21 protein-coding genes are annotated in these 21,637 nt (G+C 73.6%); 15 read left to right on the top strand and 6 right to left on the bottom strand.

The window, feature by feature from the left end:
- Window positions 1-149: 149 nt before the first annotated feature.
- Complete coding sequence (locus ABD665_RS09600) at window positions 150-545, bottom strand: YchJ family metal-binding protein (RefSeq protein WP_204910858.1); 396 nt, start codon at window positions 543-545, stop codon at window positions 150-152.
- A 101-nt stretch (window positions 546-646) separates the two neighbouring features.
- Here ABD665_RS09600 and ABD665_RS09595 point away from each other — a divergent pair, with 101 nt between their 5' ends.
- Both ABD665_RS09595 and ABD665_RS09590 read left to right on the top strand, forming a co-directional pair.
- Entirely contained in the window at window positions 647-1,507 is an 861-nt protein-coding gene (locus ABD665_RS09595) for a spermidine synthase (protein ID WP_344742081.1), read from the top strand.
- A 55-nt stretch (window positions 1,508-1,562) separates the two neighbouring features.
- Entirely contained in the window at window positions 1,563-2,255 is a 693-nt protein-coding gene (locus tag ABD665_RS09590) for a hypothetical protein (RefSeq protein ID WP_204910859.1), read from the top strand.
- On the opposite strand, the gene ABD665_RS09585 is transcribed toward ABD665_RS09590, so the two are convergent.
- The 3 genes from ABD665_RS09585 to ABD665_RS09575 form a co-directional block, all read right to left on the bottom strand.
- A complete protein-coding gene (locus tag ABD665_RS09585) occupies window positions 2,252-3,427 on the bottom strand; it encodes a pyridoxal phosphate-dependent aminotransferase (protein ID WP_204910860.1) in 1,176 nt (391 codons plus the stop codon). The genes ABD665_RS09590 and ABD665_RS09585 overlap by 4 nt on opposite strands.
- 445 nt (window positions 3,428-3,872) lie before the next feature.
- Window positions 3,873-4,031: a hypothetical protein gene (locus ABD665_RS09580; protein WP_204910861.1), complete on the bottom strand. Its 159-nt coding sequence runs from the start codon at window positions 4,029-4,031 to the stop codon at window positions 3,873-3,875.
- Window positions 4,032-4,157: 126 nt separating this feature from the next.
- A complete protein-coding gene (locus tag ABD665_RS09575; protein ID WP_204910862.1) occupies window positions 4,158-5,819 on the bottom strand; it encodes a hypothetical protein in 1,662 nt (553 codons plus the stop codon).
- A 179-nt stretch (window positions 5,820-5,998) separates the two neighbouring features.
- Between ABD665_RS09575 and ABD665_RS09570 the strand changes: the two genes are divergently transcribed.
- The 5 genes from ABD665_RS09570 to ABD665_RS09550 all read left to right on the top strand — a co-directional run bounded on the left by ABD665_RS09570 (window position 5,999) and on the right by ABD665_RS09550 (window position 11,473).
- Window positions 5,999-7,471, top strand: a complete 1,473-nt coding sequence (locus ABD665_RS09570) for an aldehyde dehydrogenase family protein (RefSeq protein WP_204910863.1) — start codon at window positions 5,999-6,001, stop codon at window positions 7,469-7,471.
- A 36-nt stretch (window positions 7,472-7,507) separates the two neighbouring features.
- On the top strand, window positions 7,508-8,068 hold the full coding sequence (gene pyrE, locus ABD665_RS09565) for an orotate phosphoribosyltransferase (protein ID WP_204910864.1): 561 nt from the start codon (window positions 7,508-7,510) through the stop codon (window positions 8,066-8,068).
- A gap of 81 nt (window positions 8,069-8,149) precedes the next feature.
- Window positions 8,150-9,019 (top strand): LemA family protein, encoded by an 870-nt coding sequence (locus ABD665_RS09560; protein ID WP_344742076.1) that lies wholly within the window; start codon window positions 8,150-8,152, stop codon window positions 9,017-9,019.
- Between the two features lie 162 nt (window positions 9,020-9,181).
- A complete protein-coding gene (locus ABD665_RS09555; RefSeq protein WP_204910865.1) occupies window positions 9,182-10,432 on the top strand; it encodes an oxidoreductase in 1,251 nt (416 codons plus the stop codon).
- Window positions 10,433-10,522: 90 nt separating this feature from the next.
- Entirely contained in the window at window positions 10,523-11,473 is a 951-nt protein-coding gene (locus ABD665_RS09550; RefSeq protein ID WP_344742073.1) for an aldo/keto reductase, read from the top strand.
- Between the two features lie 110 nt (window positions 11,474-11,583).
- Here the strand turns inward: ABD665_RS09550 and ABD665_RS09545 are convergent, their stop codons facing one another.
- Window positions 11,584-12,291, bottom strand: coding sequence for a VTT domain-containing protein (locus ABD665_RS09545; protein ID WP_204910866.1), 708 nt, complete (start codon window positions 12,289-12,291; stop codon window positions 11,584-11,586).
- A gap of 185 nt (window positions 12,292-12,476) precedes the next feature.
- Between ABD665_RS09545 and ABD665_RS09540 the strand changes: the two genes are divergently transcribed.
- The 8 genes from ABD665_RS09540 to ABD665_RS09505 all read left to right on the top strand — a co-directional run bounded on the left by ABD665_RS09540 (window position 12,477) and on the right by ABD665_RS09505 (window position 20,214).
- Window positions 12,477-13,025, top strand: a complete 549-nt coding sequence (locus ABD665_RS09540) for a TrmH family RNA methyltransferase (protein ID WP_344742409.1) — start codon at window positions 12,477-12,479, stop codon at window positions 13,023-13,025.
- A 94-nt stretch (window positions 13,026-13,119) separates the two neighbouring features.
- Entirely contained in the window at window positions 13,120-13,890 is a 771-nt protein-coding gene (locus ABD665_RS09535; protein ID WP_204910867.1) for a UTRA domain-containing protein, read from the top strand.
- Window positions 13,891-13,945: 55 nt separating this feature from the next.
- Window positions 13,946-14,533 carry a hypothetical protein gene (locus ABD665_RS09530; protein WP_204910868.1) on the top strand — a complete coding sequence of 196 codons (588 nt, stop codon included), beginning with the start codon at window positions 13,946-13,948 and terminating at the stop codon, window positions 14,531-14,533.
- 399 nt (window positions 14,534-14,932) lie between these two features.
- Window positions 14,933-15,964: a class II fructose-bisphosphate aldolase gene (fbaA, locus tag ABD665_RS09525; RefSeq protein ID WP_204910869.1), complete on the top strand. Its 1,032-nt coding sequence runs from the start codon at window positions 14,933-14,935 to the stop codon at window positions 15,962-15,964.
- Between the two features lie 202 nt (window positions 15,965-16,166).
- The gene (locus ABD665_RS09520; protein WP_204910870.1) at window positions 16,167-17,192 is read left to right on the top strand and encodes a CorA family divalent cation transporter; all 1,026 of its coding nucleotides are present in this window, start codon (window positions 16,167-16,169) and stop codon (window positions 17,190-17,192) included.
- Window positions 17,193-17,232: 40 nt separating this feature from the next.
- Window positions 17,233-17,682, top strand: coding sequence for a DUF3151 family protein (locus ABD665_RS09515; protein WP_204910871.1), 450 nt, complete (start codon window positions 17,233-17,235; stop codon window positions 17,680-17,682).
- 157 nt (window positions 17,683-17,839) lie between these two features.
- Window positions 17,840-19,123, top strand: coding sequence for an adenylosuccinate synthase (locus tag ABD665_RS09510; RefSeq protein ID WP_204910872.1), 1,284 nt, complete (start codon window positions 17,840-17,842; stop codon window positions 19,121-19,123).
- A 74-nt stretch (window positions 19,124-19,197) separates the two neighbouring features.
- A complete protein-coding gene (locus tag ABD665_RS09505; protein ID WP_204910873.1) occupies window positions 19,198-20,214 on the top strand; it encodes a substrate-binding domain-containing protein in 1,017 nt (338 codons plus the stop codon).
- A 44-nt stretch (window positions 20,215-20,258) separates the two neighbouring features.
- Here ABD665_RS09505 and ABD665_RS09500 read toward each other — a convergent pair whose 3' ends face one another.
- Window positions 20,259-21,557, bottom strand: coding sequence for a glycoside hydrolase family protein (locus ABD665_RS09500; RefSeq protein WP_204910874.1), 1,299 nt, complete (start codon window positions 21,555-21,557; stop codon window positions 20,259-20,261).
- Between the last annotated feature and the right edge of the window lie 80 nt (window positions 21,558-21,637).

The following is a 21,637-nucleotide window of genomic DNA, read 5'->3' as shown; positions in this document are numbered from 1 at the left end:
AGCCTGTCGAAGGGATGAGGGACGCCCCCTGAGCCTGTCGAAGGGCCTCGAAGAGGTCGGCTCTGCTGCACACAGGTGCGGTGGAGCCAATCCCTGCGGGGCCCTTCGACAGGCTCAGGGGGCGTTTCTCTGCTCAGCCTTCGCGCGGCTCAGGGGGTGTTCGTGTCCCCGTCGACGTAGACCCAGCGGTCGCCTCGCCGGACGAACCGGCTGCGCTCGTGCAGCACGTCCGGTCCCTCACCGGTGACGAACGCGGCCTCGAACTCGACCGTCCCCTCGGCGTCGTCGGCGCCGCCGCCCACGACGTCCTGCACGGTGAGCCCGGTCCAGACCAGGCCGGGCACGGGCTCGACGTCGGCCGGGCGGGTCCTCGGGTGCCAGGTCCGGAACACGTAGGCGCTGCGGCCGAGGGCATACGCGGCGTAGCGCGAGCGCATCAGCCGCTCGGCCGTGGCCGCGGTCTCGCGGCCGTCGTGCAGCGGTTCGCAGCAGGCTGCGTAGGACCCGCCGCTGCCGCACGGGCAGCGGGCGTCGGCGTCGGCCACGCCCACCACCCCCGTCGTCCAGCGGTCGCCCCCAGCCGGCGCCCGTCGCGCGACCTATCCTGCCCCGGGCGGTTCCGCGCCCGACCACGGGCAGAGGACGGGTGAGGGACGTGCGAGGCGACGAGCTCGTGCTCCGGGGCGGCGCCGACCCGGTCGTCCTGGTGCCCGACCCGGCGCGCCGCTCGGCCTTCCTCCTGCGGGTCGGCACGACCGACCAGTCGTACGTCGACCTCGAGGACCCGCTCCGGCTCGAGTTCGACTACGTGCAGCGGATCGCCGACGTGGTCGACGCCCTCTTCGAGCCGGGTGCGACCCTGCGTGCCGTGCACGTCGGCGGCGCTGGGCTGACGCTGCCGCGCTACGTGGCGGCGACCCGGCCGGGGTCGGTGCAGACGGTGCTCGAGCCCGACGAGGAGCTGACGGACTTCGTCCGCGCCCGGCTGCCGCTGCCGCGGGCGAGCGGGATCAAGGTCCGCGCGGTCGACGGCCGGTCGGGCCTGCCCGCCCTGCGCGACGAGATCGCCGACGTCGTGGTGCTCGACGCGTTCGCCGGCGCGCAGGTGCCCGCGGGGCTGACCACGGAGGAGGCGTTCGCCGACCTGCACCGCGTGCTGCGCCCGGGCGGCGTCCTGGTGCTCAACGTGACCGACCGCGGCCCCTTCGCCTACACGCGCCGCGTGCTGGCCGGCCTGCGGGCCCGCTTCGGCGTCGTCGGGCTCTGCGCCGAGCCCAGCACGCTCAAGGGCCGCCGCTTCGGCAACGTGGTGCTCGTCGCGACCGACCGCCCCGCCGGCGTGGACCTCTGGACGACCATCGCCGACCGTGCGGGCCGGCCGCCGTTCCCCTACCGGGTGCTGCACGGCGCCCGGCTCGACCAGCTCGTCGGCGGCGCCCGCCCCTTCACCGACGAGGACGCCGCGCCCTCCCCGCCGCCCCCGGCCGACCTGCTCGGGCTGGGCTGAGGGCGCTCGGGCTGATCGGCCCCACGGGTCCCGGGCGCGCCCCTAGTCTGGAGGCGTGACGTCCGGCGAGCCCTCGGCCTGGGGCCCGCCGACCGGGGGTCCGCCCGACCCGTACGCGGGCTCGTACGCCGGCCCGTGGGGTCCGGCGCCCGGTGCGCCGACGGGCTGGGCCGGACCGCCGCCGCCCTGGCCCGGCGCCCCGGTCACCGACGAGCAGCTCCGACGGCTCCCGCCGCCCGGCCCCCTCCCGCCGCGGGCCGGTGCCCCCGTGGTGGTCGACCAGCGTCCGGCCGTGATCGGCCTCGCCGTGACGCTCGCGGTGACGGGTTCGCTGCTGTGGGTGTGCGGGCTGAGCCTCTTCGGCGTCGTCGCCCTCGCCGGCATCCAGGCGATGTCGCCGGTCGGCGACGAGGGGGTCGTGTTCCACACGCTCGACCAGTTCGTGCTGCGGATGGGCGACGGGCTGTGGGTGCCGCTCTACGGCTTCCCGGTCGCCTCGATCGTCACCGGCTTCCTGCTGCTGTCGCGCCGCCCCTGGACCCGCCTCGCGCACTCGGGCGTCGGCGTCGCGTCGCTCGCCTGGGCGGCCTGGTGGCTGCGGGACTCGTGGCTGTCGTGGGTCGTGGTCGCCCTCTACGTCGGCCTGGCGGTCGCGGTGCTCTGGGCGCCCTCGGTCGGGCGCTGGTACGACGGTCGACCGCGCCGACCCCGGACGCCGAGGGTCGCGCCGGACCAGCTCTACGGCTAGGAGGCAGCCGCCCGGCGGAGGGCCCCGAGCCGTCGGACCGCCTCGTCCAGCACCTCGCGCCGCTTGCAGAACGCCCACCGCACGTAGGGCCGACCCGCCTCGACGTCGTCGTAGAAGACCTGGTGCGGGATCGCCACCACGCCCACCCGGTGCGGCAGGTCCCGGCAGAACGCCGTCCCGTCGTCGTAGCCGAGCGGGCGCACGTCCGTGGTCATGAAGTAGGTGCCCTGGGGCACCACGGGGTCGAGGCCGACCGAGGTGAGCCCCTCGGCGAGCTGGTCGCGCCGGTCCTGCAGGTCGCGTGTCGCGGCGGCGACCCACGCGTCACCCTCCTCGAGCGCCCGCGCGACCGCCGGCTGGAAGGGGGCTCCGGAGACGTAGGTGAGGAACTGCTTGACCGCCGTCACCTCGTCGATCAGCGCCGCGGGCCCGGTGGCCCAGCCGATCTTCCACCCCGTCGCCGAGAAGGTCTTGCCGGCGGAGGAGATCCGGATCGTGCGCTCGCGCATGCCCGGGAACGAGGCCAGGGAGCGGTGGACGGCGCCGTCGAACACCAGGTGCTCGTAGACCTCGTCGGTCACCACGAGCACGTCGTGCTCGACCGCGAGCCGCGCGATCGCCGCCAGGTCGTCCTCGCCGAGCACGACGCCGGTGGGGTTGTGCGGCGAGTTGATCAGCACGAGCTTGGTCTTCGGGCCGAAGGCGGCGGCGAGCTCGGCGTGGTCCAGCCGGAAGTCGGGACCGAAGAGCCCCACCCCGACGCGCACCCCGCCAGCCAGGTCGATGGAGGCGGCGTAGGAGTCGTAGAAGGGTTCGAGGGCGATGACCTCGTCACCCGGGTCGACGTACGCCTGGATCGTGGCGGCCAGCGCCTCGGTCGCGCCGGTGGTGACGAGGACCTCGGTGTCCGGGTCGTACGCGAGCCCCCGGTGCCGGAGGACGTGCGCGGCGATCGCCTGCCGCAGGGGCGCGATGCCGCGACCCGGCGGGTACTGGTTGACGCCGTCGGCGATCGCCTGCCGGGCCGCCTCGAGCATGAACGCCGGGCCGTCGCTGTCCGGGAAGCCCTGGCCCAGGTTGACGGAGCCGGTCGCCACGGCCAGCGCCGACATCTCGGCGAAGATCGTGGTGGTGGACGAGGTGAGTCGCTGAGCTCTCCACGGCGAGGCCATGGCCCGACCCTAGCCGGGTCGCCAGGAGGACCGGCCGGACGTGGCCGGCCGGTCCTCCGCGCCGCCCGTCCTCCGACCAGCGGCCCCGCGCTCAGCTGGTCGGTCGGACGAGGTCTTGGGGGACCAGGCGCCCCCACGCCTGGTCCCCGAGGGGAGTCCGTCACGACCAGCGGCCCCGCGCTCAGCTGGTCGGTCGGACGGGTTCGGTGGGGGACCAGGCGCATCGCGTGCGCCTGGTCCCCGACGGGGGTCCGTCACGACCAGCGGCCCCGCGCTCAGCTGGTCGGTCGGACGAGGGTGGGGGGGAGCCGGCCGCCCCGCAGACGGCCGGCTCCCTCACCGGGGGTCCGTCGCGACCAGCGGCCCCGCGCTCAGCTGGTCGGTCCGGACGGGTCACCGGGAACCAGCCGCCCCGCGCACGGCTGGTCCCCGGAGATCGGGTGGCTCAGCCGGTCCGGGGACGGGTGAGCAGCACTCCGGCGCCGAGGGCGAGCAGGAGCGCGGCGTGCAGCAGGTGGATGACGTCAGCCGCAGAGGCGGCGAGGACGACGAAGGCGGCCGCGAGAGCGGCGGCGACGACGAGCCTGAGGGGTCGTGCGTTCATGGGTGGTCTCTCCCGAGTTCGGTGGGACCGGGCCGTCGACCGCAGCGGCGGGAGGCCCGGGTGACGCGACAGGGTCGCGTCGCCACCCGGCCACGAGGCCGAGCAGCACCGGAGGGTGAGGAGAGGTCAGTCGGGCGCGAAGCCGGGCATGCGCGGCAGACGCCACGCGTGGTCCCGGACGTTCGCCAGCGGGTCGAGATCCCCGCCGTTGCCGGCCCCGAGGCCGAAGATGGACTCGAGGAGCCCGAGGACGGAGGCGCTCGCGCCGCCGCACGTGACGGAGCCGGACGCGCCGACCGCCACGCTCGTGTTGTGGGTCGACCCGGGGGCCGAGAAGCCGACCGGCGCGGACGCCGAGTCGGTCAGGTGCTCCGACGTCACCGCGCCGACGTCCGCGACCGCGGGGTGGGCGGGGCTGGTGTGCCTGCTCGTCGGGCGGCCCGAGGGGTCACCGACCGCCGCGAGGGCGTCGTCGGCGAGGTTGCTCGTGTCGAACGTCTGCTGGTCCGCACCGGCGCCGATCATCCCGATGGTCGTCGGCATGGCGGTCTGCGCCGGCTTGGGCGCACCGTCCGGCGACGTCGTGATCGGACCCACGGGGGGCAGGTCGACGACGGGCTGGTCCGGCACGACGACCGGGGGCACCACGACCGGCGGGACCGTGCCCGGGTCGATCGTGCCGGTGCCCGGGTCGGGAACGGGGTCGACGGTCCCCGTGCCCGGGTCAGGGACCGGGTCGGGCGTCGGGGTGGGGTCCGGCGTGGGGGTCGGGTCTGGCGTCGGGACGGGGTCCGAGGTCGGGTCCTGGCTCGGGTTCGGGTCCGGCGTCGTGGCACCCGTACCGGCACCGCCGCCGGAGCCGTCGCTCGAACCGTTGCCGTCGCTCGACCCGTTGCCGTCGCTCGACCCGTTGCCGGTCCCGGAGCCGCTGCCGTCGCCGTTGCTCGAGCCGTTGCCGGTGTCCGAGCCGTTGCTCGTGCTGCCGCCGGTGCCCGTGCCCGGGTCGGTCGTGGCCGGCGGCTCGTCGGTGCCGGTGCCGGTGCCGGGGTCGGTGGTGGCGGGCGGCTCGTCGGTGCCGGTGCCCGTGCCGGGGTCGGTCGTGGCCGGGGGCTCGTCCGTGCCCGGGTCGACCGGAGCGGTGCTGGGCTCGTCGGAGGACGGCGCCGGGCTGTCCGAGCCGTCAGAGCCCTTGTCGTCGGAGGACGAGCCCCCGTCGTCGGAGCCCGACGACGCCGGCTCGTCGGCGCTGCCCGAGCCGCTGTCGCCCGAGCCGCTGCCGTCGGAGCTGCTGTCGTCCGAGGTGCTGTCGTCCTTGGCGCTGTCGTCCGAGGCGGCGGGCTGGTCGTCGGACGCCTTCGGCTCCGACTCCTCGCTGGCGGCCTTCGACCCGGACCGCTTCGTGCCGGACTTCGTCGTGTGCTTCGCCGGCTTCGACGTCGTGGTGCTGGACGGTCGGCTGCGGGTCGGGGTAGTGCTCACGCGCGGCGGCCGGGGCGAGGCGGTGGAGGAGTGCTTCTTCGTCGTGTGCGCGCTCTGCGTGCTCGACGGCTCCGACGAGCTCGAGCCGGAGGAGTCCGACGAGTCGGAGGAGCCCGAGTCCGACGAGCTGTCGGAGGAGGCCTGGGACGACGACGCGTCACCCGATCCGTCGGAGTCCTCGGCGTGGGCCGGGGCCCCCAGCAGGACCAGCGCGGCGAAGGCGGCGGCGAAGAGGAACGCGATCCTCAGGACCCACGGGCGCAGGTCGACCTGCGCAGCGGCTCCGCCCGTCGCGGAACGCTGCCGCACCGGGTCACCGTGCCGCACGTTGTCGATCCGATCAGTCAACCAAGACCCCGGGCCCGACGGGCACGGTTCGAACGAGATTCACGCGCTGCGCAGTCTGCCAGGTTCTGCCCTCCCCGCGCGACCCCGCAGCGGAAGAGACCTATCGTCGGGCGGACGGACGAGCACGGAGGGAGCGGACGATGACGGTCGCAGCGGAGGCGAGGCTCCTCGAGAGCGTCCCGACGGGCCTGTTCGTGGGGGGCGAGTGGCGCGAGCCGGCGTCCGGCCGGACGTTCGCGGTCGAGGACCCGGCGACCGGCGAGGTCCTGGCCCGGGTCGCGGACGGCGGTGCCGACGACGCGGCGGCGGCGCTCGACGCCGCGGTGGACGCGGCCGCCTCCTGGGCGCGTACGGCGCCCCGTGAACGGTCCGACGTCCTGCGCCGGACCTTCGACGCCGTACGCGCCCGTGCGGACGAGTTCGCGCTGCTGATGACGCTCGAGATGGGCAAGCCGCTCGCCGAGGCGGCGGGCGAGGTCACGTACGGCAACGAGTTCCTGCGCTGGTTCTCCGAGGAGGCCGTGCGCATCGCCGGCCGCTTCGGGGTCAACCCGGAGGGCACCGGCCGGATGATCGTGTCGCGGCACCCCGTCGGGCCCTGCCACCTGATCACGCCGTGGAACTTCCCGCTCGCGATGGCGACGCGCAAGATCGGCCCGGCGCTGGCCGCCGGGTGCACGGCGGTCGTCAAGCCGGCCGAGCTCACGCCGCTGACGACCCTCCTGCTGATGAGCGTTCTGGCCGAGGCCGGCCTGCCGCCGGGCGTCGTCAACGTCGTCACCACGACCGACCCGGGTGCCGTGTCGGGGACGATCATCGCGGACCCGCGGCTGCGCAAGCTCAGCTTCACCGGCTCGACCGCCGTCGGCCAGCGGCTGCTCGGCCAGTCGGCTCAGGGCGTGCTGCGCACCTCGATGGAGCTCGGCGGGAACGCGCCGTTCCTGGTGTTCGCCGACGCCGACGTGGACGCGGCGGTGGAGGGCGCGATGCTCGCCAAGTTCCGGAACGTGGGCGAGGCGTGCACGGCCGCCAACCGCTTCATCGTGGCCCGGGAGGTCGCCGACGAGTTCGTCAGCAAGGTCTCCGCGCGGGTCGAGGCCCTGCGCGTCGGGCGCGGCACCGAGGAGGGCGTCAAGATCGGCCCGCTGATCAACCAGGCGGCCCGCGACAAGGCGGAGGCCCTGGTCGGCGACGCCGTCGGGCGCGGGGCCGAGGTGGTCGTGGGCGGCCGGTCGATCGACGGCCCCGGCACCTTCTACGCCCCCACCGTCGTCACCGAGGTGCGCCCGGAGAGCCGGATCCTGCGCGAGGAGATCTTCGGCCCGGTCCTGGCCGTCGCCACCTTCGAGGGCGAGGAGGACGGGATCCGGCTCGCGAACGACACCGAGTACGGGCTCGTCGCGTACGCCTACACCCGCGACCTGGCGCGCGGGATGCGGCTGGTCGACGCGCTCGAGACCGGCATGGTCGGCCTCAACACCGGCGTCGTCTCCAACGCCGCCGCCCCGTTCGGCGGCGTGAAGCAGTCGGGCCTCGGCCGCGAGGGCGGGCTCGAGGGGCTGAACGAGTACCTGGACACGCGCTACACCCTCGTCCCCGACCCCTGGGCCTGACCTCGCCGGACGGGGCCGCCGCTAGGGTCGGGCAGCGTGAACGCACCCCGCCCGGACCCCGACGACCTCGTCTTCCTCATCCGCCGCATCGCGGAGCTGGCGGTGGTCCACGGACGCGTGACGCTGTCGTCGGGCCGCGAGGCCGACTACTACGTCGACATGCGCCGCGTCACGCTGGACGGCCGTACGGCGCCGGTGATCGGCCGCGTCATGCGGGCGCTGGTGGGCGACTGGACCTTCGATGCCGTGGGCGGGCTGACGCTCGGCGCCGACCCGGTCGCGACCTCGATGCTGCACGCCGCCGCGGCGGAGGCGCAGGTGCTCGACGCCTTCGTGGTCCGCAAGGCCGAGAAGGCGCACGGCCTGCAGCGGCGCATCGAGGGCAGCCCGGTCGAGGGCCGGCGCGTGCTGGTCGTCGAGGACACCTCGACGACCGGGGCGTCCGCGCTGACGGCCGTCGAGGCGCTGCGGGCCGAGGGTGCGGACGTCGTCGGCGTGGCCGTGGTCGTGGACCGCGACACCGGCGCGCGCGAGCGGGTGCTGGCCGAGGGCCTCGACTACCGCTGGGCGGTGTCGTCGGCCGACCTCGGTCTCTGACGCCGGCGGCGGCCCGGGCGGGTCCTGTCCCGCTGGACCCCGCTGCCACTAGCCTGAACCGACCGAACCCCAGGAGGAACCGTGTCCGCGATCATCATCGTGATCATCCTGCTCGTCCTGGTGGTGATCCTGGCCCTGGTCGGCTTCTCGATGTACAACGGCTTCGTCAAGGGCCGCAACCGCATCCAGGAGTCGTGGCGCCAGGTCGACGTCGAGCTGAACCGCCGCTACGAGCTGCTGCCGAACCTCGTCGAGACCGTGCGGGCGTACGCGGCCCACGAGCGGAACACGCTCGAGGACGTCACCCGGCTGCGCAACCAGGCCGCGCAGATCTCGCAGTCGGACAGCGGCGGCCTGCCGAGCGCCCAGCGCTCCGAGGTGGAGGAGCAGCTCTCCGGCGCCGTCCGCAACCTGATCGTCAGCGTCGAGGCCTACCCGGACCTCAAGAGCAACCAGAACTTCCTCGCCCTGCAGCAGCAGCTGGTCGAGACCGAGGACCGGATCGCGAACGGCCGCCGCTACTACAACGCGAACGTGGCCTCGTACAACACGCGCGTCGAGTCGGTGCCGAGCAACATCATCGCGGGGCTCGCGCACTTCGAGAAGGCGACCTACTTCGAGGTCAACGACCCGGCCGTGCGCCAGGCCCCGAGCGTCAGCTTCGGCGAGATCGCCTACCGCGGCGAGGGCGACCAGCCCGGCGGCTTCTCGCAGCCGCCGGCGCAGAACCAGTTCGCGCCCGCCCCGCAGCAGCAGTCGCTCCCGCAGCCGCCGCGCGCCGACGACGCGCTGCCCGACCCGCAGTCCTCCTCCGGCTACACCCCGCCCGCGTACGCCCCGCCGGCCCAGCAGGGGCAGCCCGGCGGCTACCGCGCTCCCGAGCAGGGCGCTCCGGGGCAGCAGGGCGGCCAGCCCGGCCCCGGCGGCTACCAGCCGCCGCAGACCTCCTAGGGCCCGTCCGGGGGACCGCCGCGGTCGCTCACGGCACCGCACGACGGGCGTGAGCGGACCGTTACGGACGGCTTACCCGACGGTCACGCGGGCGTGGTCGCCGCTTGCTGAAGTGGGGTCAACCGCTCCCCGGCGGTCGAGCCCACCCGGAGGTCCCTCCCCATGCCCCACCTCTTCTCGCCCCTGACGATCAAGGGCGTCACGCTGCGCAACCGCATCGGCATGTCGCCCATGACGATGTACCGCTCGGTCGACGGCAAGATGGACGACTACCACGTCTCCTACCTCGGTGCTCGCGCCGCCGGCGGCTTCGGGCTCGTGTTCCCCGAGCAGATCGCGATCACCCCCGACGGCCGCACGACCGTGAGCTGTGCCGGGATCTACGACGAGTCCCAGCTCGAGGGGCTCGAGCGCGTCTGCTCGATCATCTCCTCGATGGGCGGCGTGCCCGCGATCCAGCTCGGCCACACCGGCCGCAAGGGCAGCCTCGTGACCCCGTGGGAGGGCGGCTACATGCTGCCGCCCGACCACCCCAAGGGCTGGCAGACCAAGGCCCCCTCGGCGATCGCGTACGGCGGCGACATGCCCTACGCGCCCGAGGAGCTGACGGTCGAGGAGATCCACGACCTCTACCGCTCGTACGCGCGGTCCGCCGCCTGGGCGGTCGAGGTCGGCTTCCAGTGGATCGAGATGCACTACGCGCACGGCTACCTGGGCTCGTCGTTCTTCTCGCCGATCTCCAACCACCGGACCGACGAGTACGGGGGCTCGCTGGAGAACCGCGCGCGCTTCCACCTCGAGGCCCTCGACGCCGTGCGCGCGGTGCTTCCGGAGCGCATCCCGCTGACCATGCGGCTGGGCTCGGACGACCTCAACCCGGCGGGCACGCAGTTCGACGACTCGGTGGTGGCGATCGGCTGGATGAAGGAGCACGGGCTCGACCTCGCCGACCTGTCCTTCGGCGGCAACACCGACGACATGCACGAGATGATCTTCAACCAGCCGCGGGCGTTCGTGGAGCGCGCGAGCCGCGTACGCCGCGAGGTCGGCATCCCCGTCGCGGCGAGCTGGAACCTCGGCAAGCCGCAGAACGCCGACGACGTGATCAAGGACGGGCTGATCGACCTCGTCCTGCTCGGCCGGCCCGCGCTGTCGAACCCGCACTGGCCGGTCTGGGCCGCCCGCGAGCTCGGCTACGACAACCCGTTCGGGCTGGTGCCCGAGGACTGGGGCTGGTGGCTGCGGAACCTGCGCGCCGACCAGGAGTCGATCGGCTTCCCCGCCGTCAGCGAGGAGACCCAGGGTGCGCCGGCCGCCGCCTCGGTGCCGACGTCCGGACCGAAGGTGGCCACGGCCGACGTGGAGCCCGGTGCCTCGACGCTGGACGGGATCCCGCTGCACGACGCCGCCTGACACCCCGGGACCGTCGGGCGGTGCGACCCCCCTCGCGCCGCCCGACATCCGTCCGGCGGGCGGTCCCGGTGCCCGCGCTAGCGTCGGGGCGTGACTGATCAGCAGATGACCTACCGACAGCTCGGCACCTCCGGCCTCACGGTCTCCGTGGTGGGGATCGGGTGCAACAACTTCGGCGCGCGGATGGCCGACGAGGACGTCCCCGGGGTGGTCGACGCGGCCATCGACGCCGGCGTGACGCTCTTCGACACCGCCGACATCTACGGCGGGGCCGGCGGTTCGGAGTCGCTGCTCGGGGCTGCGCTCAAGGGCAAGCGCGACCAGGTCGTCCTGGCGACCAAGTTCGGCATGGACATGCAGGGCAAGAACGGGCCCGACTGGGGCGTGCGCGGTTCGCGGCGCTACATCCGGCTCGCCGTCGAGTCGAGCCTGCGCCGGCTGCAGACCGACTGGATCGACCTCTACCAGATGCACCGCCCCGACCCGCACACGCCGATCGAGGAGACGCTCGCCGTGCTCACCGACCTGGTGCAGGAGGGCAAGGTGCGCTACCTCGGCTCGTCGAACTTCGCCGGCTGGCAGGTGCTCGACGCCGACTGGACCGCGCAGACGAGCGGGCTCGAGACCTTCGTGTCCGACCAGTCCGAGTACTCCTGGCTCTCCCGCGGGATCGAGGCCGAGCTCGTGCCGGCCCTCGAGCACACGGGCAAGGGCCTGCTGCCCTACTTCCCGCTCGCCTCGGGCCTGCTGACCGGCAAGTACAAGCGCGGCGTCGAGGCGCCCGCCGGCAGCCGCCTCGCCGCGCAGCCGGACCGGGTGGCCGAGGCCGACTTCGACACGATCGAGGCGCTCGAGAAGTTCGCCGCCGACCGCGGCGTCTCGATGCTCCAGGTCGCCGTCGGCGGCCTGGCCGCGATGCCGACCGTGGGTTCCGTGATCGCCGGGGCCACCTCGATCGACCAGGTGCGCAGCAACGTCGAGGCCGGCACCTGGGTGCCCAGCAGCGAGGACGTCGCCGAGCTGCGGCGCATCACTGACTGACCGACCACCGACCCGTACGGGTGACCACGGGAACCTGACCGCGACCACGGCAGATCTGCCGGGGTGAGGGTTGGGTTCCCGTGGTCAGCGGGCCGGCGTCGGGCCCGGGCTCAGTCGGTGGTCGTCCGCGCCGGGGCGTCGGGGGTGACGATCTCGTCGACCTCGTGGGCGAGCCGGCGGCGGTGGAGCAGGAACTCGATGCCCATCGGGATGAGCGAGACGAGCACGATCAGCACGAGGACGGCGTCGATGTTGTTCTTGATCAGGCTGACGTTGCCGAGGAAGTAGCCGAGGATCGTCACGCCGCAGGCCCAGAGCACGCCGCCGGTCGCGGTGTAGCCGATGAACTTGCGGAAGTCCATGCGGCTGACGCCGGCGACGAGCGTCACGAACGTCCGCACGATCGGGACGAAGCGGGCGAGGACGAGCGCGCGCGAGCCGTACCGGTCGAGGAAGACCCGGGTCCGCTCGACGTACTTGGGGTTCAGGATCCGCCCGACCAGGCCCGAGCGCGGCTTGAAGAGCGGCGGGCCGATGAGCCGCCCGATCCAGTAGCCGACCACGTTCCCGGCGATGGCCGCGAGCGTCAGCACGACACAGACGAAGACCATGGAGTGGGGGACCACGCCGCTCGCCGTGAGCAGCCCCACGGTGAAGAGCAGCGAGTCGCCGGGCAGGATGGCGAACAGCCCGCACTCGGCGAAGATGACGAAGGCGACGCCCCACAGCGCCCACGGCCCGAAGGACCGCACCAGCTGTTCCGGGTCCATCCAGGACGGCAGCAGCAGCGGGAGCAGGCCCACGAGGTCAGCACTCACGGACGACCACGCTACCGTCGCCGGCTGTGCCGCACCTGTACGACGACGAGCCGGAGCCCCTGGTCGACCCCGGTCCCGGCCCCGCCGCCGACCCCGACGACGGCCTCGCCGCTGACCCGACCGTCGGTCCCGGCGTCGGCCCGTACGAGGGCCCGTGGCCGAGCGAGCCGTGGTTCGACCCCGAGCTGCTCGCCGCGGGGGACCGGCGCAACGTGCTCGACCGGTACCGCTACTGGCGCCTCGACGCGATCGTCGCCGACCTCGACACCCGGCGCGCGCCGCTGCACGTGGCGATCCAGAACTGGGAGCACGACTTCAACATCGGGTCCATCGTGCGGACCGCGAACGCCTTCAACGTCGGCGCCGTCCACATCGTCGGCCGGCGCCGCTGGAACCGGCGCGGGGCGATGGTGACCGACCGCTACCTCCACGTCGAGCACCACGCCGACGTCGACGGCCTCGTCGCCGCCACCCGGGACGCGGGCCTCACCCTCGTCGGCGTCGACAACCTGCCGGGCTCGCGACCGCTCGAGCCGACCGAGCTGCCGCGCGCCTGCTGCCTGGTGTTCGGGTCCGAGGGGCCGGGGCTCACCCCGGAGATGGTCGCCGCGTGCGAGGGCCTGGTCGCGATCACGCAGCACGGCTCGACGCGCTCCCTGAACGCCGGCGCGGCCGCCGCGATCGCCATGTACCACTGGTCCCGCCGCTGGGCGGAGGTCACGGAGCCCGGCTGAGGATCCTGTGCGACCGTCCGAACGGCGACGCATACTGGTCCGTACTGGTCCGGACCACTCGAGTGGTCTGGTCCGTTGGACGAGGAGGTCCCCGATGGCCCAGGAGCGCAGGTCCGTGGCGTTGTCCGAGCACTACGGCCGACCGGCCTCGGTCACCCCGACCAAGCGTGCGCAGGTGCGCACCATCCTCGAGCACGAGATCAGCACCGAGCTCTCGCCCGGGGACGCCATCCCGTCCGAGCGCGCGCTGGTCACCCGGCTCGGCGTCAGCCGCGTCACCGTGCGCCAGGCGATCGCCGACCTCGTCGAGGGCGGGGTGCTCGAGCGGGTGCACGGCAAGGGCACGTACGTGACGGGCCCGCAGGTGGACTCCCGGCTGCACCTGACCTCCTTCTCCCGCGAGATGCGCGACCGCGGGCTGCTGCCGGCGACGGTCGTGCTGTCGGCGCGCGAGGAGGTGGCCGACGACGAGGTCGCGTACGCCCTGCGGATCCGGCCCGGGCGCAAGGTCGTCCGGGTGGAGCGGCTGCGCACCGCCGACGGGACCCCGATGGCGTACGAGGTCGGGCACTACCCGTCCGCCCTCTTCCCCGGCCTGCTCGACCGCGAGCTCGGCTCGCTCTACGACGTCTTCGCCGCGGAGTACGGGGTCGTCGTCACCAGCGGCGAGCAGACCGTGCGCGCCGAGGCCGCCGACGCCCACCAGGCGCGGACGCTGGGCATCGCCAAGCGCGCCCCGATGCTGGTGCAGGAGCGGGTGACCTACGCGGGCGACCGGGTCGTCGAGCTGGCGACGTCGGCCTACCGCGCCGACCGCTACCGGATCCACATGGCGATCACCCCGCGCGGACCGCGCGAGAGCTGACCCCGGACGGGCCGCTCCGCGCCCGGCCGCTCCCGGCGTCGGGCACCATGGAGGGGTGACGTCAGCGAGCGTGGTCCCGGGCGGGCCGGGTCCCGGCGCGCCCGTCGCCGGTGGTCCGATCACCGAGCTCCTGCTCCCGTACGACCCGACGGTCCTCGCGGGCACCGTCCGCAAGCGTCGCCGGCACCTCGTGTCCCGGCTCATCAGCCTCGGGATCAGCCTGGCCATCCTCGGCGGCTTCTACGCCTGGCGCCACGACGAGATCGCGCAGCAGGGCGGGGCCTACTGGATCCTGACCGGCGTCGTGCTCGGGCTCGTGGTCCTCTGGACGGTCGTCGTGCTGCTGGGCTTCCTCCGCGCCCGCAAGGAGCTGCGTACGGTGCCGCCGGGCATCGCCGTCCGGATGGGACGCCCCGGCGTCGTCGTCGGCACGGCCTTCTCGCGCTGGACCGACCTCGTCGCGCTCGAGGTCGTCCCTGGCGGTCTCGGCCGCGCCGACCGGCTGCGGCTGCGCAACCAGGCCGGCGCCACCGGCCTCGTGCCGCTCGACCAGGTCGTCGTGCACCCGGCCACCCTCGACGGCACCGCTCGCGCCTACTCCGCCGGCCGCGTCGGCGTGGACCTCAGCCGCCTCGACAACTAAGTCTCCTTCGCGCCCGGTCGCCGCCCCAGGATCTGCTGCCTTCCTCCTCCCTCGTCACGACGGAAGAACGTTGTCGTGACGCTCTCGTCGTCCAGGCAGCAGAGGGGGCGCTCCCTACCCGACGCTCAGGAGCGTCGCGCCCGGCCCCCTCGAACGCTCCCTGAGCCTGTCGAAGGGCCTCGAAGAGGTCGGCTTCTTCGAGCGATCGAGGAGTGCCGACCCCTCCGGGGCCCTTCGACAGGCTCAGGGGGCGTTTGGGGCGCCCCGGGTGCGCACTGGGGCGTGGGGGTCCAGGGCGTCCGTCGCAGCGAGGTCTCGGCTCCTGCGAGACTGGGGCCGATGGTCACCGCCGGCAGCGGTGGCAGCCGCACCCGGAATCGACTACCGAAAGGGGCACCCATGCCCATCGCCACTCCCGAGGTCTACGCGCAGATGTTCGACGCGGCCAAGGCGGGTTCCTTCGCCTACCCCGCGATCAACGTCAGCTCCAGCCAGACGCTGAACGCCGCCCTGCAGGGCTTCACCGAGGCCGGGTCCGACGGCATCATCCAGATCTCCACCGGCGGCGCCGAGTACGCGTCCGGCCCGACGGTCAAGGACAAGGTCACCGGCTCGGTCGCGCTCGCGACGTACGCCCACGAGGTCGCGAAGAACTACCCGGTCACGGTCGCGCTGCACACCGACCACTGCCCCAAGAACAACCTGGACAGCTTCGTCCGCCCGCTGCTCGACATCTCCGCCGAGCGCGTCAAGAACGGCGGCCTGCCGCTGTTCCAGTCGCACATGTGGGACGGCTCGGCCGTCGAGCTCGAGGAGAACCTCCAGATCGCCGAGGAGCTGCTGGCGAAGTGCGCGGCGGCCAACATCATCCTCGAGATCGAGGTGGGTGTCGTCGGCGGCGAGGAGGACGGCGTCAGCCACGAGATCAACGAGAAGCTCTACACGACCGTCGGCGACGGCCTGCGCACCGTCGAGGTGCTCGGGACCGGCGAGCAGGGCCGCTACCTGACCGCCCTGACCTTCGGCAACGTGCACGGCGTCTACAAGCCCGGCTCCGTCAAGCTGCGCCCGGAGGTCCTCAAGGACATCCAGCAGCAGGTCGGCGACAAGGTCGGCAAGCCGAACCCCTTCGACCTCGTGTTCCACGGCGGCTCGGGCTCCACGCTCGAGGAGATCCAGGCCGCCGTCGACTACGGCGTCGTCAAGATGAACATCGACACCGACACCCAGTACGCCTTCACGCGTCCGGCCGCCGGGCACATGTTCGCCAACTACGACGGCGTCCTGAAGGTCGACGACGAGGTCGGCAACAAGAAGGCGTACGACCCCCGCGCCTGGGGCAAGCTCGCCGAGGCCGGCATGGCCAAGCGCATCGTCGAGGCCTGCGAGCACCTCCGCAGCTCCGGCACCTCGCTCAGCGCGAAGGCGTAGTTCCTGGCCTCGCTCCGCTCGGACGCGGTCGACGCTCTGACCCGCTGCCTTCCTCCCTCCCGAGGACGCAGCGGGTCAGGCGTCTGCCGCAGGTCCCCGGTGCGTCCTCGTCCGGTCGTCCAGGCGCCGGCGCGTCGACCGGGTGCCCTCCGAGACGGAGCGCCGTACGCCGGGTGGTTCGAGGGTCTCTAGGCTGGAGCACGTGACCACCGTCGTCCGCTCCGGGCCAGCACCGCTGTCCCGGGTGTGGACGCCGAGGGGCGTGATCGCGGAGGACCTGCAGGGCGAGGACCTCGGCGACGTGCTTGAGATGCACTCCGACGCGTTCGCGTGGTGGGTGCTCCCCAAGGGCCAGGGCTACGGCGAGCGTGAGCTGCGCGGTGCCGCCGAGTCGATGGGCCTCGACTCCCTCGTGGTCAAGGACCTGCTGGCCCAGGACGGCCGGGCCAAGTTCGAGGAGGTCGGCCCCGCCCGCATCATCACGACGAACACGGTCGCGCTGGACCGCGAGCGGGTCGAGCTCCGGACCCACCCGATGTCGGTGGTGGTGACCGAGCGCATCCTCATCTGCCTGGTCGACCCGACGCCCGACTTCCGCCCCAACGACCTCTTCACGGCCCACGCCGACGTGCTGACCACGGGCGGGACCGACGCCGCGCTGCGCGAGCTGATGATCGCGGTGGTCAACACCTACGAGAACGTCGTGCAGTGGATGGAGGAGTCCAGCGACGAGCTGGCCGCCCAGCTCTTCGCCCTCGAGCCGCTCGGCCGGCCCGAGCAGCTGCGCGCGTTCCGGCTGCGCACCGTGCTCAACCAGCTGCGGCGGGTGACCGACCCGATGCGCACGGTGCTCACCGACGCCGCGGCCAACCCGCCCGTGCCGGCCGGCAAGAAGGCGGGCGGCGGCACGCAGGTGCGGCGCCGCTGGACCATGATCAAGGAGCACCACACCCGCGTGGCCAACGGGGTGGACGCGCTGCGCGAGTCCCTGCAGTCCGTGGTCCAGACGAGCCTCTCGCTGTCCGACGCGCAGGGCAACGACACGATGAAGCGGCTGTCCGGCTGGGCGGCGATCATCGCCGTGCCCACCTTGATCAGCGGCTTCGTCGGCATGAACGTCGCCTTCCCCCTCGAGGGCAGCCGCGCCGGCTTCTGGGTCGCCCTCGCGATCATGGTCGTCGTCGCCGCGGTCCTCTTCGTGGTCTTCCGCGTCAAGCGCTGGGTCTAGCCGCGCGGGGGCGTGCCGGCGCGGCACTAACCTCGGCGGCATGAGCGACCGCACCCGAGAGAACCTGATGGCGCACGGCCCGGGCACCCCCGACACCCTGCTGCCGCCGGACCCCGCGGCCACCGAGCTGGCCGGCTCGCCCGAGGCGGCGCGGCTGGTGTCCGCCGTGCGCGCGCACCCCGACTCCTCGCTCGCGTGGGCGCTGCTCGCCGAGGCCGCCCTGGCCCAGGGCAGCGACAGCGCCGACGTCCAGGCGTACGCGTACGCCCGCACCGGCTACCACCGCGGCCTCGACGCGCTCCGGAAGTCGGGCTGGCGCGGCGCCGGGCCGGTGCCGTGGGAGCACGAGCCGAACCGCGGCTTCCTGCGGGCGCTGTGGGCGCTGTCCGTGGCCGCCGGCCGCTTCGGCGAGGCCGTCGAGGAGGAGCGCTGCGCGCAGTTCCTGCGCGACTCCTCCGCCACCGCGTACGAGGTCCTGGCCCGCAGCTAGGACCCGGGCCACCTGGGCCTGGCTCCCGCCGCGGGCGCGCGCTCGCGGTCGGGGGCCCGGGTCCGGTAAAGTCCGAGCGCAAGAGTCCCCCGGGCAGTCGCCCGAGGGACTTCACTCTTCGGCGCGCAGGCGCGCGTCTCGAAAGGGCGGCGATCACATGCCGGGCATCGTTGTGGTGGGGTCCCAGTGGGGCGACGAGGGCAAGGGCAAGGCCACCGACGAGCTGGGTGACCGTGTCGACTTCTGCGTCCGCTACTCCGGGGGCAACAACGCGGGCCACACCATCGTCGTCGGGGGCGAGCGCTACGCGCTCCACCTGCTCCCGTCGGGGATCCTCAACCCGGGCTGCGTCCCGGTCATCGGGAACGGCGTGGTCGTCGACCTCGACGTGCTGTTCTCCGAGGTCGACGGGCTCGAGGCGCGCGGCGTGCACGCGTCGTCGTTCCTGATCTCGGCCAACGCGCACCTGATCGCTCCCTACCACCAGGTCATCGACAAGGTGACCGAACGGTTTCTGGGCAAGCGGCGCATCGGCACCACCGGTCGCGGCGTGGGCCCGGCGTACGCCGACAAGGTCAACCGCATCGGCCTGCGCGTGCAGGACCTCTTCGACCCCGAGCTCCTCGCCCACAAGGTCGAGGCCTCGCTGGAGCAGAAGAACCACCTGCTGGCCAAGGTCTACAACCGGCGGGCCATCGACCCGGCCGAGATCACCGAGCACCTGCTCTCGTACGCCGAGCGCGTCTCCCCGCACGTCGTCGACGTCTCCAAGCTCCTCAACGACGCGCTCGACGCGGAGAAGGTCGTGCTGTTCGAGGGGGCCCAGGCCCACCACCTCGACGTCGACCACGGCACGTACCCCTACGTCACCTCGTCGAACCCGGTCGCGGCCGGTGCCTGCGTCGGTTCCGGGGTCGGGCCGACCCGGATCGACCGCGTCATCGGCATCGCGAAGGCCTACACGACGCGGGTCGGCGAGGGTCCGATGCCGACCGAGCTGCTGGACGCCGACGGCGAGACGCTGCGCCAGGCCGGGGCCGAGTTCGGCACCACGACCGGTCGGCCGCGCCGCTGCGGCTGGTTCGACGCGATCGTCGTGCGGACCGCCGCGCGGGCGAACGCCTTCACCGACATCTTCCTGACCAAGCTCGACATCCTCACCGGCTGGGAGCGCATCCCGGTCTGCGTCGGCTACGAGGTGGACGGCAAGGTGCTCGACTCGATGCCGCTCACCCAGTCCGAGTTCGCGCGGGCCGTGCCGGTCTACGAGGAGCTCGACGGCTGGAGCGAGGACATCAGCGGGTGCCGCTCGTTCGACGACCTGCCCAAGAACACGCAGGCCTACGTGAACCGGCTCGAGGAGCTGTGCGGGGCCCCCATCTCGGGCATCGGCGTCGGTCCGGACCGTGAGCAGTCGATCGTGATCCGCAGCCTCCTCTGACCCCAGACCCCTCCCCCCATGCTCTCGCCAGATTCGTGCGGGCGTCGAAGGAAATTATTCCCTAGTCTGACCGCATGACGCGTCGCGCGACCGCACAGGACGTGGCCGACCTGGCGGGCGTCTCGCGCAGCGCGGTCTCGCTCGTGCTCAACGGGCGGGCCGACGGCAACATCTCCCGCGCCAAGCAGGAGGCGGTGCGCGAGGCCGCGCTGCAGCTGCACTACACCCCGAACGCGGTCGCGCTGAGCCTGCGCAGCAAGCGCACCGAGACGATCGGGGTGCTGACCTGGCCCGACCACCGGCACATGCCGCTGTCGCTGCTGGGCGCCATCTACGAGGCCGCGAGCAGCGCCGGCTACCTGCTGATGATGGTGGACGCGCTGCAGCGTCCCTGGCAGGTCGACGCGCTGCTCGACCGCCGCGTGGACGGCTTCGTGGTGGTCGCTCCGGAGCTCGTCGACTTCCCCCTGCCGGAGACCGTGACCGCCGTGCCGACCGTCATGGTCAACTGCCTCGACCCCTCGCTCGGCGCCTCCTCCCTGGTGCCCGACGAGGTCGGAGCGGGGGCCAGCGCGGCGCAGCACCTGCTCGCCGCCGGGCACCACCGTCTGGGCGTGCTGGCCGGCACCGCGGGCCTGGCCTCGGAGCGGCGGGTGCAGGGCGTGGTCCGGGCGGTCGAGAGCGCCGGGCTGCCTCCGCCGGTGGTGCTGCGGGCGGGGCACAAGATCGAGGACGGCCACGCCGCGGCGCGGCGGCTGCTGGAATCCGAGCAGGTGCCGAGCGCGCTGGTCTGCACCCACGAGCGGCTGGCCCTCGGCGCGCTGCTGGCCGTCGCCGACCTCGGCCTGCGCGTGCCGGAGGACCTGTCGCTGGTCAGCCTCGACGACGGCGAGGACCTCGCCGGGCGGCTGGTCCCCGCGATCGACCTCGTCGAACGGCCGGACCGGGTCATCGCGACGCACGCCCTCGACCTCCTGGTCGAGCAGCTGCGCCAGGGCCACTCCGCCGTCCGGCGCCTCACCTTCGTCTGCCCGGTGCGCCAGGGTGCCTCCGTCGCCCCGCCCCGGCTCCGCGCCCTGCACGCCGGTTGACGACGCGCCCGTTCCTCCCGGTCCGGGAGGCGGCGCCCGGGGTGTCAGGGCAGGGCCAGCGACCAGCCCTGGACCATCGCGGGGTCGGCGTCCACGAGCCAGGTGCTGGTCGGCGTCGGGTAGGCCCGTTCGGTCCGCGTCGCACCCCCGCGGAACACCTCCACGAGGCTGCCGTCGACCAGGACCGTCGTGGGGACGCTCGACGAGCCGCCGACGTCGAGGCTGAAGAGCTCCCGGCCGTCGTCCACCAGCCGCAGCCGGGCCGAGCAGACCGAGCGCAGCTCGAACGCCGTGACGTCGAGGGGGCCGTCGACGAGGCCCCGCAGCGGGCGGTCGCGCAGCCCCACCAGCTCGGCCGCGGGCCGGGACGTCAGCACCCCGTCGGCCACGGCCAGCTCGCGCGGGAAGGTGAGGACGCCGGCCCAGCCCGCCGCGCGGACCTGCTCCTCGCTCCGCCCGACCTCCCAGGCCCAGCCCCACACGAGCACCCGGTCGCCGTCGGGCAGGACCTGCGGGGCGTAGAACGCTGGACCGTCGTCGAGCACCCCGCCCGAGGAGGCCACGAACCGCAGCCCCGGGCCGTCGGCCTGCAGGTCGCCGACGAGGTAGCGCACGCCCGCGAGCTCGTGCCGCTCGTCGACCCAGCGCCACAGCGACAGCAGCAGGACCCAGGCGTCCTCTGCCGTCGGGTCCACCGCCGGGACGCGCACGAGGTTCGGGCACTCCCAGAGGTTCGCCTCCGCGACCGCGGCCGCGACCGGGTCGTCCGTGGTGAGCAGCGGACCGAGGTCCACCCAGTGCTCGAGGTCGTCGGCGGCCCAGAGCAGCAGCTGCGGCCGCCCCTGCCGCGCGCCCGCACCCTGCACCACGTAGCGGTGACCGTCCACACGGAAGACGAAGGGGTCGCGGACCTCCTCCACCCCCACGAGCGACGGCGTGCCGACCACGAAGCGGTCGTCGGCGGTCCAGCCCAGCAGCGAGCGGTCGCTCCGCGCGAGCAGCGCCCCCGCCGCGCGGGCGTGGTCGGGGTGGTCCGGGACGGCGGTGTAGACGGCCGTCGGGGTGCCGTCGTCGTCGGTGACGCAGCCGCTCCAGCAGCCGGCGGCGTCGGGGCCGCCGGGACGCGGGGCCAGGGCGACGGGGTGCTCGGTCCAGCGCAGCAGGTCCGTCGAGCTGGCGTGGCCCCAGCCGACCCGGTCGTGCACGGGCTCGTCCGGGTTGTGCTGGAAGAAGACGTGGTAGGTCCCGTCGACGCGCACCAGGCCGTTCGGGTCGTTCAGCCACCCCCGCCGCGGGCGTACGTGCAGGCGGGGGAAGTCACGACCGGGCTCGGTCTCGGGCATCGCAGCACGATAGTGCGCGGGCGCCCACCTGAGTAGGCTTCCGCGACGTGCCCGAACCCCGCGACGCGTCCGTCGACCCC

Source organism: Microlunatus spumicola (assembly GCF_039536445.1).
GTDB classification, from domain to species: Bacteria; Actinomycetota; Actinomycetes; order Propionibacteriales; family Propionibacteriaceae; genus Microlunatus; species Microlunatus spumicola.
This window is presented reverse-complemented; position numbering and strand designations above follow the sequence as displayed.

What these genes read in the sequence shown, in the direction of transcription:
- ABD665_RS09585 (WP_204910860.1), bottom strand. Translation starts at nt 3,427, where the DNA reads ATGGCCTCGCCGTGGAGAGCTCAGCGACTCACCTCGTCCACCACCACG.
- ABD665_RS09505 (WP_204910873.1), top strand. Translation starts at nt 19,198, where the DNA reads ATGACGCGTCGCGCGACCGCACAGGACGTGGCCGACCTGGCGGGCGTC.
- ABD665_RS09515 (WP_204910871.1), top strand. Translation starts at nt 17,233, where the DNA reads ATGAGCGACCGCACCCGAGAGAACCTGATGGCGCACGGCCCGGGCACC.
- ABD665_RS09570 (WP_204910863.1), top strand. Translation starts at nt 5,999, where the DNA reads ATGACGGTCGCAGCGGAGGCGAGGCTCCTCGAGAGCGTCCCGACGGGC.
- ABD665_RS09555 (WP_204910865.1), top strand. Translation starts at nt 9,182, where the DNA reads ATGCCCCACCTCTTCTCGCCCCTGACGATCAAGGGCGTCACGCTGCGC.
- ABD665_RS09510 (WP_204910872.1), top strand. Translation starts at nt 17,840, where the DNA reads ATGCCGGGCATCGTTGTGGTGGGGTCCCAGTGGGGCGACGAGGGCAAG.
- fbaA (WP_204910869.1), top strand. Translation starts at nt 14,933, where the DNA reads ATGCCCATCGCCACTCCCGAGGTCTACGCGCAGATGTTCGACGCGGCC.
- ABD665_RS09580 (WP_204910861.1), bottom strand. Translation starts at nt 4,031, where the DNA reads ATGAACGCACGACCCCTCAGGCTCGTCGTCGCCGCCGCTCTCGCGGCC.
- ABD665_RS09535 (WP_204910867.1), top strand. Translation starts at nt 13,120, where the DNA reads ATGGCCCAGGAGCGCAGGTCCGTGGCGTTGTCCGAGCACTACGGCCGA.
- ABD665_RS09500 (WP_204910874.1), bottom strand. Translation starts at nt 21,557, where the DNA reads ATGCCCGAGACCGAGCCCGGTCGTGACTTCCCCCGCCTGCACGTACGC.